General features: G+C 44.7%; 11 protein-coding genes, 2 pseudogenes and 1 riboswitch. Of the genes and pseudogenes, 11 read left to right on the top strand and 2 right to left on the bottom strand.

Translation table 11 applies throughout. From position 1 onward, the window contains the following. Positions 1-16 precede the first annotated feature (16 nt). Both luxO and CS022_RS08500 read left to right on the top strand, forming a co-directional pair. Positions 17-1,465 (top strand): quorum-sensing sigma-54 dependent transcriptional regulator LuxO, encoded by a 1,449-nt coding sequence (luxO, locus tag CS022_RS08505; protein ID WP_129121932.1) that lies wholly within the window; start codon positions 17-19, stop codon positions 1,463-1,465. Between the two features lie 13 nt (positions 1,466-1,478). Next, positions 1,479-1,835, top strand: a complete 357-nt coding sequence (locus CS022_RS08500) for an Hpt domain-containing protein (RefSeq protein ID WP_129121931.1) — start codon at positions 1,479-1,481, stop codon at positions 1,833-1,835. Here the strand turns inward: CS022_RS08500 and yvcK are convergent. Then, a complete protein-coding gene (gene yvcK / locus CS022_RS08495; RefSeq protein WP_129121930.1) occupies positions 1,800-2,693 on the bottom strand; it encodes a uridine diphosphate-N-acetylglucosamine-binding protein YvcK in 894 nt (297 codons plus the stop codon). The genes CS022_RS08500 and yvcK overlap by 36 nt on opposite strands. Before the next feature lie 376 nt (positions 2,694-3,069). After that, a riboswitch (molybdenum cofactor riboswitch) is annotated at positions 3,070-3,205 on the top strand. Here yvcK and moaA point away from each other — a divergent pair. The 5 genes from moaA (at position 3,200) to moaE (ending at position 5,899) form a co-directional block, all read left to right on the top strand. Then, positions 3,200-4,180, top strand: a complete 981-nt coding sequence (gene moaA / locus CS022_RS08490; protein ID WP_129121929.1) for a GTP 3',8-cyclase MoaA — start codon at positions 3,200-3,202, stop codon at positions 4,178-4,180. (Overlaps the previous riboswitch by 6 nt.) Positions 4,181-4,218: 38 nt before the next feature. After that, entirely contained in the window at positions 4,219-4,728 is a 510-nt protein-coding gene (gene moaB, locus CS022_RS08485) for a molybdenum cofactor biosynthesis protein B (RefSeq protein ID WP_129121928.1), read from the top strand. A gap of 4 nt (positions 4,729-4,732) precedes the next feature. Further along, the gene (gene moaC, locus CS022_RS08480) at positions 4,733-5,212 is read left to right on the top strand and encodes a cyclic pyranopterin monophosphate synthase MoaC (protein ID WP_129121927.1); all 480 of its coding nucleotides are present in this window, start codon (positions 4,733-4,735) and stop codon (positions 5,210-5,212) included. Further along, positions 5,209-5,454: a molybdopterin synthase sulfur carrier subunit gene (gene moaD, locus CS022_RS08475; RefSeq protein ID WP_129121926.1), complete on the top strand. Its 246-nt coding sequence runs from the start codon at positions 5,209-5,211 to the stop codon at positions 5,452-5,454. The genes moaC and moaD overlap by 4 nt, the downstream gene beginning before the upstream one ends. Before the next feature lies 1 nt (position 5,455). After that, positions 5,456-5,899 (top strand): molybdopterin synthase catalytic subunit MoaE, encoded by a 444-nt coding sequence (gene moaE / locus CS022_RS08470; protein WP_129121925.1) that lies wholly within the window; start codon positions 5,456-5,458, stop codon positions 5,897-5,899. Positions 5,900-5,970: 71 nt separating this feature from the next. Here moaE and CS022_RS08465 read toward each other — a convergent pair. Then, positions 5,971-8,489, bottom strand: a pseudogene (locus tag CS022_RS08465) (glycosyl hydrolase family 18 protein). A gap of 556 nt (positions 8,490-9,045) precedes the next feature. On the opposite strand from CS022_RS08465, the gene CS022_RS24840 reads away from it, so the two are divergent. The 4 genes and pseudogenes from CS022_RS24840 to oppC all read left to right on the top strand — a co-directional run bounded on the left by CS022_RS24840 (position 9,046) and on the right by oppC (position 13,384). After that, positions 9,046-9,204: a hypothetical protein gene (locus tag CS022_RS24840; RefSeq protein ID WP_161569600.1), complete on the top strand. Its 159-nt coding sequence runs from the start codon at positions 9,046-9,048 to the stop codon at positions 9,202-9,204. 625 nt (positions 9,205-9,829) lie between these two features. Beyond that, positions 9,830-11,458: pseudogene (locus tag CS022_RS08460) on the top strand (ABC transporter substrate-binding protein). A 79-nt stretch (positions 11,459-11,537) separates the two neighbouring features. After that, a complete protein-coding gene (gene oppB / locus CS022_RS08455; RefSeq protein ID WP_129121924.1) occupies positions 11,538-12,458 on the top strand; it encodes an oligopeptide ABC transporter permease OppB in 921 nt (306 codons plus the stop codon). An 11-nt stretch (positions 12,459-12,469) separates the two neighbouring features. Continuing rightward, the gene (gene oppC / locus CS022_RS08450; protein ID WP_161569599.1) at positions 12,470-13,384 is read left to right on the top strand and encodes an oligopeptide ABC transporter permease OppC; all 915 of its coding nucleotides are present in this window, start codon (positions 12,470-12,472) and stop codon (positions 13,382-13,384) included. Positions 13,385-13,386 lie beyond the last annotated feature (2 nt).

Below are 13,386 nucleotides of genomic sequence, written 5' to 3'. Positions count from 1 at the left end.
TAGGGCTGGAGGAAAAATGCAACAACCATTAGCAGACAAGCGCATTTTGATGGTGGAAGACACTGCGTCGGTCGCTGCATTGTATAAGTCATATCTCAACCCTCTCGATATCAAGGTTGATGTAGTGACGTCAGGAGAGGATGCCTTAGCATTGTTGCCAACCATGCATCAGTTCTCATTGATTTTGTTGGATTTGCGTTTACCAGACATCTCTGGATTCGATGTGTTGTCGGAGATCCGTCAGCAACAACCCGACATTCCTGTCGTGATCATGACGGCACATGGATCGATTGATGCCGCAGTTGAAGCGATTCGTCATGGTGCCAGTGATTTTTTAATCAAGCCGTGTGAAGCCGATAGGCTGAGAATCACTGTCAATAAAGCTCTCAAGTCTAAAGTCTCTCAGTCACCTAGTGTAAGTAATGAAGAAGATGGCTCCTATTACGGATTTATAGGTAGCAGTTTACCTATGCAGGCTGTTTACCGTGTTATTGAATCCGCAGCGCCCAGCAAAGCGACCGTATTTATAACTGGAGAGAGTGGAACAGGGAAGGAAGTGTGCGCAGAAGCGATACATTCTGCCAGCACCCGAGCTAATAATTCGTTTGTTGCTATAAACTGTGCGGCCATTCCAAAAGACCTGATTGAAAGCGAGCTTTTTGGTCATATGAAAGGTGCGTTTACGGGCGCGGTATCCGACCGAGAGGGTGCTGCCGAATTGGCAAACGGAGGAACACTTTTTCTGGATGAAATCTGCGAGATGGATTTAGATTTACAGTCTAAACTATTGAGGTTTATACAAACAGGTACGTTCCAGAAGGTTGGTTCATCCAAAGTTAAAAAAGTTGATGTGCGCTTTGTATGCGCCACAAACCGTGACCCGTGGAAAGAAGTCATGGCCGGTAATTTCCGTGAAGATTTGTATTATCGATTGCACGTTATTCCACTTGCTCTGCCCCCTCTTCGAGAGAGAGGCCAGGATGCCATAGACATAGCTCATTCATTATTGGCTATCTTTTCTGCAGAAGAAGGAAAAAATTTCTCGCGTTTCAGTCATGAAGTGATGCAGAAAATGTTGAGTTACGACTGGCCGGGTAACGTACGTCAACTTCAAAATATTCTCAGAAACGTTGTTGTTTTACATAATGGAGAGCAAGTCACAGAAGAAATGCTTCCACCGCCCCTTTCCAGTGTTTTTGGTGCCGAAATTGCATTAGAAAAGGAAAGCCCAGAGCCTTTGTTGTCTAATTTTTCTCTGGATGATGGGGATGTTGCCGTTGCGACGCCTCCGGCAAAGGTAATGACCAAGGCCGATATTGAACCGCTCTGGGTGACGGAGAAACGTGCCATTGAAAAAGCGATAGATGCATGTGATGGCAATATATCGCAAGCAGCGGGTTTGCTTGAGGTCAGTCCATCTACTATTTATCGCAAACTTCAAAGCTGGCAGACGTCTCAGAACTGAATAGGGACAAACGATGGAAACGACAATAAACCGGGATACACTGCGCCGTTTGGCGGATGAAGTAGGTGAAGAAACAGTAACGGTTTTACTGAACGTTTTTAGCGATGAGTTGAACCGCTATCAGACTCTGCTTTCTGAACAACCGACGGTGTCAGATGTCAGAGAGATAAGCCACGCTATCAAGAGTAGCGCGGCCAGTTTTGGTGCTGATGACTTGGCAAATTTTGCACAAGAATGTGAAGCCAGAGTTAAGCTGGGTCAGGATATATGGGTTCATGACCATATCAATGAACTCACCTCTATGCTGAAAGGGGCGGCGAATAAGTACCGTGCGCTAGCCGTCGACGAGCATCTCCTCGATAGCCTTTGATAGATTGTCTCTGTCATGCCGCCATTTGTGGTTGGCAGAGGCAAGCTTTGAAATAATGTAGGTGTAGCTCGGATCTATTGATACTGAGGCATCTTCTCCCAACACAATATCAATCCTCCTGCCTCCCATTGCTCTTTCACACCAGTGAAGCATAGTTTCATGGGACATTTGCCCCGCAGGGCCAGCTTCTTTATCGAGGTTGCATATGAATACGACCTTTGCCGTCACATTTTTTAGGGCTCGACCAATCTCTGGCAGCAAAAGAGGCGGCATGACACTGGTTAAAAAGCTTCCCGGTCCGAGCAGGATAACGTCAGCTTTACTTATCGCTTCAACCGCTTCGCAAGTTGCTGGGACGGGGGGATCGATAAACAGTCGGGTAGGGGTATTGGGCAGCTCATCAACACTTGTTTCGCCGCTGATTATTTCTCCTTGCTGAGTAATTGCCGCAAGATCAGCAGAGTGCTCAGACATTGGCAATATATGGGTATCGACTTTTAGCATATCTCTAATCAGGTTTATTGCCTCAAGCGGTCGAATTGATAGATTACCCAAGGCAGTAAGAATGAGATTACCCAGATTGTGCCCATCGAGTTCGCCATTACCTTTAAACCGATATTCGAACAACATTGAGCCTGTTGATGGCTCTGTAATTAATTGGTTAATACAATTCCGCGTATCTCCCCAGGCTATACCGCCCTGACAGGCTCGGATACGACCTGTTGAGCCACCGTTGTCCGTGGTGGCAACAATACCGGTCACATTCTCACCATATGGCCTTAGCGCTGATAGCACCCTACCCAGACCATGGCCACCGCCAATCGCTACAAAACGAGTATTCTTAAGACTTAAATTCATAACTGTCCGCTTTCATGAAGTCTTTGATAATTGTTGTCCGTTGAACATATTACAGCGAGTTTCAAGATCATGAAATATTGAAACGTACCACTCGTATACTGAAAGTAGGGATGAGTAACTAGGGATATAACAAATAAATTCGCCACATTCCGGGGATTAAACTCACGGTTTGCTTGAATGACAGAAGTCTGACAACAAACAAAATACGCTGAAGGGTTTGATTGTTTGATCTGTGTCAAATATGCGATTGTTTGCTTAAAATGTCTGCGATAGACCGCTTTTTTCTCTCATATTTTACGCTCCCTCTTGTTACTCTGGCCACCTCGAATTAGATTCAAATATGTTGCTTTCGTCACAAGAAGTTTGTGGCGATACCTTCGCGACAAAAGCCGAAGCCTCTGCTGCTAAGTCTACAAAAGATATGCATCTTTGGCCGTGACCTTAAGTCACCAGGGCGGGCACAGAAATGTTCTCGTCTCCCGAATTTGGAAAGGTGTTTCGTTGCTATGCATTTCGAAGATAACTACCAACGCAAGTTTTATTACTTGCGCTTATCGATCACGGACGTTTGTAATTTCAAATGTCAGTACTGTTTACCTGATGGGTTTAAACCGTCAGGTAAAAACTCCTCGTTTTTGACCGTCGGTGAAATCAAGCGGGTTGTCTCTGCATTTGCAAAATGTGGGACTACCAAAGTACGTATTACTGGTGGTGAGCCAAGTTTACGCAAAGATTTCACCGATATCATTTCTACTGTTGCCTCTCAGGCGGGTATTGAGAAAGTCGCTACGACGACGAATGGTTATCGGTTAGCAAAGCGAGCTGATGAATGGCGCGATGCTGGTTTGACGCACATCAATGTCAGTGTGGACAGTCTTGACCCGCGAATGTTTCACCAAATCACTGGGGAAAATAAATTCGTTGAGGTCATGAGTGGTATTGACGCAGCCTTCGAGGCTGGATTCTCACAGGTTAAAGTCAATACTGTGTTGATGAAGCAGCTCAACAGTCAGGAGCTACCCGCTTTTTTACATTGGATAAAAACCCGTCCTATCCAGCTTCGATTTATTGAATTGATGCAAACTGGAGAGATGGACGGTTTCTTCTCAGAGTTCCATCAGTCAGGCGTATCAATTCGCAATCACCTGCTGGCGAATGGTTGGATATTAAAGCCAAGAGAGAAAAATGATGGCCCTGCTGAGGTCTATATGCACCCTGATTACTTGGGTGAAGTCGGTTTGATCATGCCTTACAAAAAGGATTTCTGTGAGACATGTAATCGACTAAGAGTGTCCGCCCGAGGCAAGCTTCACATGTGCTTATTCGGTGATTATGGCGTCGACTTACGTGACCTTTTGCAAAACGACGAACATCAGCCGCAGCTTATCCACACAATTCAGTCGCAGCTCGGAGAGAAAAAAGTCAGTCATTTTCTCGATCAGGGGCTGACAGGCATGACACCAAATCTCGCATATATTGGCGGTTGATTTACGCTAAAAGAATAACGATTTTAAGGAAACAATTTATGGGCCACGCGGCAAACCAATTCCGACCTGCAAACATTGCAGTCTTGACGGTATCAGATACCCGAAATGAAGAAACAGACACCTCAGGTGGCTATCTCGTTGATGCGCTTAAAGAAGCGGGTCACAGCCTTGCGGATAAACAGATCGTGGTTGATGATATCTATAAAATCCGTGCGATTATTTCGCAATGGATAGCATCCGATGATGTGCAGGTTGTTATGATTACGGGCGGTACAGGTTTCACCTCACGCGATAGTACCCCAGAAGCGATTAAACCGCTGTTTGATAAAGAAGTTGAAGGATTCGGTGAATTATTTCGCGCGATTTCTTATCAGGAAATTGGGACATCGACTATCCAGTCAAGGGCTGTTGGCGGTTTTGCAAATAATACGGTTATTTTCGGTATGCCAGGTTCAACGGGAGCATGTCGGACAGGTTGGACGAAGATCATCAGAGAACAATTAGATGCCAGCCATAAGCCTTGTAACTTCATGCCGCATTTAGGGTAAGAATATGTCTGAGCTGACACATATCAATGCATCAGGTGAAGCTAATATGGTAGATGTTTCGGGCAAGGCTGAAACAGTCCGTGAAGCAAGGGCAGAAGCTGTAATAGACATGGCTCCGGAAACACTGTCTCTGATTCTATCGGGACAACACCATAAAGGGGATGTATTTGCCACTGCGAGAATTGCGGGCATTCAGGCTGCGAAAAGGACATGGGAGCTTATTCCTCTTTGCCACCCATTAATGCTCTCGAAGGTAGAGGTCTCGCTTATTGCCAACCAAGAAACCTCTCAAGTACGCGTTGAATCACTGTGCAAATTAACAGGTAAAACAGGCGTTGAAATGGAAGCATTAACGGCTGCGTCTGTCGCAGCGTTGACAATTTATGATATGTGTAAAGCCGTTCAAAAAGACATAGTGATCAGCTCAGTAAAACTCCTTGAAAAAACGGGTGGTAAATCTGGGCACTTTAAGGCGGACGCATGATTCGAGTTTTATTTTTTGCCCAGGTTAAAGAAATAGCAGGTGTAGCGGGCGTTGACCTTCACGAAACCTTTCCCGATCCCGAGAGTATTCGTGCTCATCTTTCAGCTCAGAATGACAAATGGGCGCTTGCATTGGAATCTGGAAAATTACTCGTTGCAATCAACCAAACTATCGCGAGTTTGGATGCTGAAGTGAAAGATGGCGATGAAGTTGCATTTTTTCCGCCAGTGACGGGTGGTTAAAATGATTTCAGTTCAGTATGAGGATTTCTCGCAGTCAGAAGAATATGAAGCGCTCAATACAGATAATGCTGACGGAGCTATTGTCACTTTTGTGGGCAAAGTCAGAGAAATGAACCTCGGCGACAACGTTCGTGGCTTAACGTTAGAGCACTACCCTGGAATGACAGAAAAGTCGCTTGCTAGTATTGTCGATAATGCCAAGTTACGATGGCCGTTGAATCATGTTCGTGTGATACACAGGGTTGGTGAGTTGTCATTGGGTGATCAAATTGTCTTTGTTGGTGTGACTAGCGCACATAGAAAAGCAGCATTTGAGGCCTGTGAGTTCATCATGGATTTTTTAAAAACGCAGGCACCATTTTGGAAAAAAGAGAGATTAGCAGAAGAAGAGCGTTGGATAGAAGCCAAGACTTCTGATGATGATGCCGCGAACCGCTGGAAATAAATTTCTCTATCGGAAAGTAAAAAGCGCAGCCATTTTGGCTGCGCTTTTTCATGGTTGCTATGTTGCGTCAATTAGCCGCAGTTAGCATCACCGATTTCTTTCCAAACACCCCATGGACCAGTGGTGCCAGGTTCTTGACCTTGAGTCCACCATTTAGCCTCATACGTTTTACCGTTGTGAGTGACTTGGTCACCTTTCAGGTAAACTTGACCTTTGTCCCATGCATTCGGACATTCTGAAACGTCGTCTTTCTGCACAGTTACAGTAACGCTCGCTGAATCTTTACCACCGTTGCCGTCTGATACCTCTACTGTGAAGCTAAGTGAAGTGTCAACAGAGTAGCTTGCAGCAGTGAACGTGACTTTAGAGCCATTCACAACTGCATCAATGCCAGCAGGAACTTGTGTCCAGTTGAAAGTCAGTGTGTCGCCATCTGCATCTGTAGAAGCGCCTGCATCAACAGTTACTGCGGTTCCAGCTGTCACTGAAGATGGTGCAGATACTTCCGCCACTGGTGGATTGTTCTCTACAACGCCGTCGGCCTGAACAGTTACTTTTACAGAGTCAGATGCTGTTGCACCTTTGTCATCTGTTACTGTCAGTGTAAAGACGTAGCTTGTGTTTTCAGATACTTTCGGCAGAGATACAGATGCTGTCTCGCTGTTCTCATTGCTGACCACAACTGATGGACCAGAAGTCTGAACCCATGCATAGCTAACAATAGAACCGTCAGTATCGTTAGACTGGCTGCCATCAAGTGAAACTGTTACTGGACCTTTAACAGATGAATCAGAGCCTGCGTTAGCCACTGGTGCTTTGTTTGGCACGCAGTCAACTTCACAAGGCGCGCCAGAGAGCGACTCTTGCATTGCATTCAGGATATCACCGTTGTCTGCATCAATTTCCCAAGCAAACAGACCTGCAAGGCCAAGTGAACGTACATATTCACCTTTAGCTTGAACAGAGCGTGGGCTGTCATAAGTGACTAGGTCACCGTTTGATGGGTCATACGCGTAAGGTGCTTCTGCTTGCTCATCGTAACCAACAACAACGCCAGGTTTGTTGATGTAGCGGGTTACAACATCTTTATAATCGATGACGCCAGCTTCCCAAGAACCTTCAACTTTACCGTTGCCAACACCTGTCATAGGGTTTGATGGGTCAGTCATTGACTCTTCAGTTACGCCAGTCCAACCACGCGCATACATTGCTGTACCGACGACAAGTTTGTTCGCTGGAACGCCTTGTGCAAGAAGCAAATCAATAGCATTTGAGGTTGAGTAACCTGGGCCTTTACGAGGCTTGCCGTCACTATCAACACCTGTACCTGCACACTCATCTGCAGAGATGTGGCTACCGCAATTAAGTGCAGTCTGGTGACCAACAACGTTGCTCCAACCACCGTAGAAGTCATAGGTCATCGCAAAGATGTAATCCATATGCTTAACTGCTTCAGCGTAGTCAACATCTTCGATTTTATCGTAGCCAGAACCAATTGCAGAAGTCAGCTCATAAGTACGACCAGTATCCGCTTCTAGCTCGTCAAGCATCGCACGCAGCTCTTGCATTAATGCAATGTAAGCTGGGCCATCACGCTCAGGATCACCTTTTGTTGGGTGTGCACCTTGGCCGCCAGGGAATTCCCAGTCAATGTCAACACCGTCATAGAATTTCCATGTCTGTAGGAAACGCTTAACGGAGGCAACGAAGGTATCTCGCTTAGATTTATCTACGAAATCGTAGAATGGGTCAGACAGCGTCCAGCCACCGATCGACGGAACGATCTTCAGGTCTGGATAACGTTGTTTCAACGCCATCATCTGGCCGTAAGTGCTTTATAAGGTGTGCTATAGCTATGACCTGACTGAGGGTGAGGCATTTGAACTGCTGCCCAAGGGTCGTGGATAACTACTTCATAGTCAGCAGTACCTTTACAGGCTCTGTTCAACGCGGCAAGGCTCGCGCCGTTCTCGATTTCGCCGAGAGAATCGTTAGGACCACAAATTGGAACGAAGCCATAGAGAATGTGTGTCAGGTTCTGAGCTGGGACTTTATCGACAGGGAATTTGCGACCAAATACACCCCATTCAACAAAATAAGCACCAACAACCGTGTCATCAGGTGTTGTATAGTTCCCATTGTTTGGGTCAACGTTCATCGGCAGTGGGTCGAGGTGGCTACCGTCGGTATCTGCAACAACAATGTTTTTCGGTGCACTTGCCGTACACTGAAGCTCCGTACCTGTTCCGCTACACAGCTCAACGGTCATGGCATATTGGCCGCCTTGTTTTACTTGAAGCGTCGTTGAATCGCTTTGGCTTGCTGATTCAGCGATATCTTTTTCAAATACCACTTCGCCATTGAGTAACACGCGCCAGCTATCACCAGCCTCTCCAGACCAGCGATCCCATTTAACTGGGACTTCTGCAGCATCTTTTACCGTCACTAGGTCTTTATATGCAGATGCAGATTGGCTGACTTCAATAATGGCAAAATCTGTGTCCATCCATGAAATCAGGGGTTGTCCTGGGGCTGCTTGCGCGACAGGACTCGCAGCAGCCGCGAGCAATGCGGGTGCGACGTAACGCATCAATTTATTTGGCTTCATTTTCAGTTCCTTGAAATTAAAGAAATTTGCTCAAACGCTTGTGGCCGAAAGCTGAATGTGAGCGGTTTGAGTTTCATTGTTATTGATGTGTTATTAAAGGGTTGCGGAATAGTTTTGGAGTCACTGCAAATAGATTCTGTATTTGATACTTAATTTTTCAAAAAAAATTAGATGCAACGAATATGAAAAATTTTGAAATGATGCTAAAAAATCGATGAAAAACAGAGGTATATAATGATGACTATGTAAAAAGTCCCTCGTGTGCTCGAGGTTTTTTAATATTTCAGACTTTACTTCTATCTAACGGCACTTACTGATTGTTTAGCTTTTGTTTCTATTAAATGAACCCGAGAGACATCATTCCTTAGATCGTAACTGAGTGCTTTTAGCTGCTGTCGACCCCCTCATTTTTCACTTTCGTGTTTGTAGAGCGCCCAGGGATAAAGTCTCAGGTCTGAGCAGGCGTATTTTGAATGCTTTGCTAGACTCTCTCTGTACAGGAATATATTCCTGTGATTATTAATGAGGGAGAATAGGCATGAAACACAGAAGATACTCGAACAAACGTTTGAAGCAGATGTTGAATGAAGTCCTGCCCGAGAGATCTGATGATTTTGTTAATAATGAGTTGGTTGAGAAGAAGTCTGGAAGTTCAAAAAAGAAAGATCCTATTAACTTAGAAGACCAACAGAAATAACACATGTAAGAAATTGTTTACGATGCGCCAGCAAGCTCTTTGCTGGCGTTTTTGTCTTTAGATGTTGTGAAAAAACGACTTTTCGACCGACATCACTTTGTAAGAAAATTTGCACCAAGATGCCTTGTTATCAGTATGTTAATTTTATGTTTATTGGCTGCGTGTCTTTTTTTTGTTTGAAATACTTTACATGTTACATAATCTATATGAAGGATCATCAGAATTTTAATGTAAGAAAAACGACTTTTTATGTATGGTTGTATTTACTGATATGAAGTTGTTTGTGCTAGGTAAATGCCGTAGTAACGAGCTAATTACAGGATATAACGCTTATTTTTTATTATTTATTGGTTAATTCTCGTCAATTATTATCCAAATCTTCATCTTTCCTGATTTTTCATCTGCGAAAAACATATAAAACCAGATATATATATCGCTAATAGGTTGTGTATTGGTTTATTATGACTTTTTAAGGCTTCTTTATGGTAAATTACTTTGATGCTTGGTAATGTTCAAAGCAATTCTCCCACCTCCGACCTGTTATCAAAACAGGTATCTCAGAAACTCATGAGAGGAGTTGAAGGAGGGTACATGGATGCAAATTATGGACAGATTGGAGTTCTAAATGTTAAAGAACAAGATAACTCAAGCACTTATGATGAGTGCTGGCATGGCGGTCGCTGCAACTTCTTTCACTTCTTTTGCGGCTGATGTCCCGGCGGGTATCAAGCTGGCGGCAAAGCAAGAAATCCTTCGTGGTAATGGCGCTGAGCCAGAGTCTCTTGACCCACACAAAATTTCTGGTGTTCCATAGTCAAATATCGCACGCGACCTTTTTGAAACGCTTGTAATTCAGGACGAAGACGGAAATGTAATTCCAGGCGCAGCCGAGAGCTGGAAGCAGGTTGATGACAAAACTTACGTTTTCAACCTTCGCAAAGACGCTAAATGGTCAAACGGCGATCCTGTAACTGCGCAGGACTTTGAGTATTCCATCAAGCGTGTTACCGATCCTGCCACTGCGTCTCCGTACTCTTGGTATATCGCAAAAATGAAAATCGCCAACGGCGATGAGATCATTGCTGGTGAAAAGTCGCCCGATACTTTGGGCGTAAAGGCTCTTGATGACTACACTCTGGAATTCAAGCTGGCTAAACCCATCCCATACTTCGTCAAGATGGTAGGCCACACGACGATTAGCCCAGTTCACAAAGCAACTGTAGAGAAGTACGGTGATCAATGGACCAAGCCAGGTAACTTTGTTGGCAATGGTGCATATACTGTGGCTGATTGGGTTGTGAACGAACGTATTGCTCTTGAGCGAAATAAGAACTACTGGGATGACGCCAAAACTGTCATTAATAAGGTGTCATATCTTCCAATTGATGATTTGAACGCCGAAATGAACCGTTTCCTTGCTGGAGAGCTTGAGCTAACAAGCACAATCCCTCCTGAGCACTATAAGCGTTTGAAAAAACAACACCCTGAAAGCCTTACTGTTGTTGATAGACTCTGTACTTACTACTACCGCTTCAATACGAAAGTTAAGCCGTTTGATGATCCGCGCGTTCGTAAGGCGCTCTCTTACGGTATCAACCGTGATGTAGTTTCTAATGCCCTGCTGGGTGCAGGTGAAAAGCCAGCCTATTTCCTAACCCATGGCGGTATTGGCGGATTCGATCCGGCTAAACCTGCCTATGCAAACCTGACTCAAAAAGAACGTGACGCGGAAGCGAAGAAGCTTCTGGAGTCTGCTGGTTTCAGCCAAGACAATCCACTTGATTTCACTCTTTTGTATAACACTAACGAATCTCACAAGAAAATTGCAGTTGCCCTTGCTTCTATGTGGAAACGTTTGGGTGTGAAAGTAACACTTGATAACCAAGAATGGAAAACTTACCTAGATACAACGCGCAAAGGTAACTACCAAGTGGCGCGTGCCGGATGGTGTGCGGACTACAACGAAGCTTCAACCTTCTTGACACTGATGCAAAGCGACAATGAGAGTGCCGGTAAAGACTACGGAAGTACTGAGTACGATAATATCATCGAGCAAGCATATGCAGCGTCTTCTGATGCAGAACGTTCTCAAGCGTACAATGATGCTGAGGCTAAGTTAGCGGAAGACATGCCGATTGCACCTATCTATCAGTATGTTAACAAGTTCCTTATCAAGCCGACTTTGGGTGGCTATCCGTTCAATAACCCAGAGCAAAATGTCTATACCAAGGATCTTTATCTAAAAGCTAACTAAGTATTAGCTTTAATAAAGCCAGCTCTTCTGTTTGCAGGAGAGTTGGCTTTTCCGAATAAGAAACATGCGTGGTTGAGTTATGTTGAAGTTTATTTTCAAGCGAATTTTAGAAGCAATACCGACGATACTGGTGTTGATCACTATTTCTTTCTTTTTGATGCGTTTTGCGCCCGGTACACCTTTTTCTTCAGAGAAGGCTCTTCCACAAGAAGTTCTGAACAATATCAATGAAAAGTATGGTTTTGATAAACCATTGTCTGAGCAGTATTTCAATTACCTTGGCGGGGTTCTACAAGGTGATTTTGGTCCGTCATTTAAATACAAAGATTATACAGTGACTGAGTTGATTTCTGCAGCTTTTCCTGTATCCGCGAAAGTAGGTCTGTATGCCTTTATATTTGCGGTTTGTACAGGTGTATTGGCAGGGACGATTGGTGCGTTGAAACAAAATAGTTGGGGAGACTACACCATAATGGCGTCAGCGATGCTGGGCATTGTATTACCTTCATTCGTATTTGCGCCAATGCTCATTTATGTTTTCTCGATTGAGCTGAACTTACTGCCTTCAGGAGGATGGTTCAATGGCTCTCTCGAATATATGGTCATGCCAGTGATCGCTATGTCTATTCTCTATGCTGCAGCATTCGCGCGAATTGCCCGTGGTAGCATGATTGAAACATTAAACAGTAACTTCATTCGAACGGCGCGTGCCAAAGGAATGAGTTACCGCTACATCATTGTAAAACATGCGTTAAAGCCAGCCCTGATGCCTGTTATTTCTTATATGGGGCCTGCGTTTGTCGGAATCATAACTGGTTCTGTCGTCATAGAAACTGTCTTCGGCCTGCCAGGCATTGGTAAGATCTTCGTTCAAGCAGCCTTCAACCGTGATTACTCATTGGTGCTTGGCGTTACCATTCTGATCGGCACTTTGACAATCATGTTCAACGCCATTGTTGACGTGCTTCTTGCTGCAATCGATCCAAAGATTCGTTATTAAAGGGCTGCGTTATGTTGACGACACACAAAGAGAAAATTAACTCCGTAGAGAAACTTGCCGAAAACCTTGAAGTAGAAGGTCGTAGCCTGTGGCAAGACGCATTTATTCGTTTCAAGAAGAACCGTGCGGCCATGGTTAGTCTCTGCATACTTGCTGTGATTACGCTTGCCGTTATCTTTGGCCCAATGATGAGCCAATACGCATTTGATGATACCGATTGGAATGCGATTTATGCAGCGCCAAGCCTTGCTGAAGACGGCCATTTATTCGGTACTGACAGTCTAGGTCGTGACCTATTTGTCCGCACTTTAATGGGTGGTCAAATTTCATTGATGGTAGGTGTCGTAGGTGCAATTATCGCAGTTGTCATGGGGACGCTTTACGGCGCAACATCAGGATTTTTAGGCGGACGTGTAGATACTGTTATGATGCGTATTGTCGAAATCCTCGGGTCAATCCCGTTTATGTTCTTAGTCATTGTTCTTGTCACAATACTAGGTCGTGACATTGTTTTGTTATTTGTCGCGATTGGTATGGTTTCTTGGCTAGATATGGCACGTATCGTACGTGGTCAGACGTTGAGTCTAAAGAATAAAGAGTTCATTGAAGCTGCGCATGTTTGTGGTGTTAGCCAATGGCGTATCATCACACGCCACATCGTCCCTAACGTTCTGGGTATTATTGCTGTTTACTCTACACTGACGATTCCGGGTCTGATTTTATTCGAATCATTCTTGAGCTTTATTGGCCTGGGTGTTCAGGAGCCTATGACCAGTTGGGGCGCATTACTCAATGAGGGTTCAAAGACAATGGAATTTGCACCATGGATGCTGATTTTCCCAACGCTTTTCATGGTCACAACACTGTTTTGCTTCAACTACGTGGGTGATGGTCTTCGTGATGCCCTTGATCCGAAAGACCGATAAGG

The sequence above is a fragment of the Veronia nyctiphanis genome, from assembly GCF_004116385.1.
Lineage (GTDB): Bacteria > Pseudomonadota > Gammaproteobacteria > Enterobacterales > Vibrionaceae > Veronia > Veronia nyctiphanis.
This window is presented reverse-complemented; position numbering and strand designations above follow the sequence as displayed.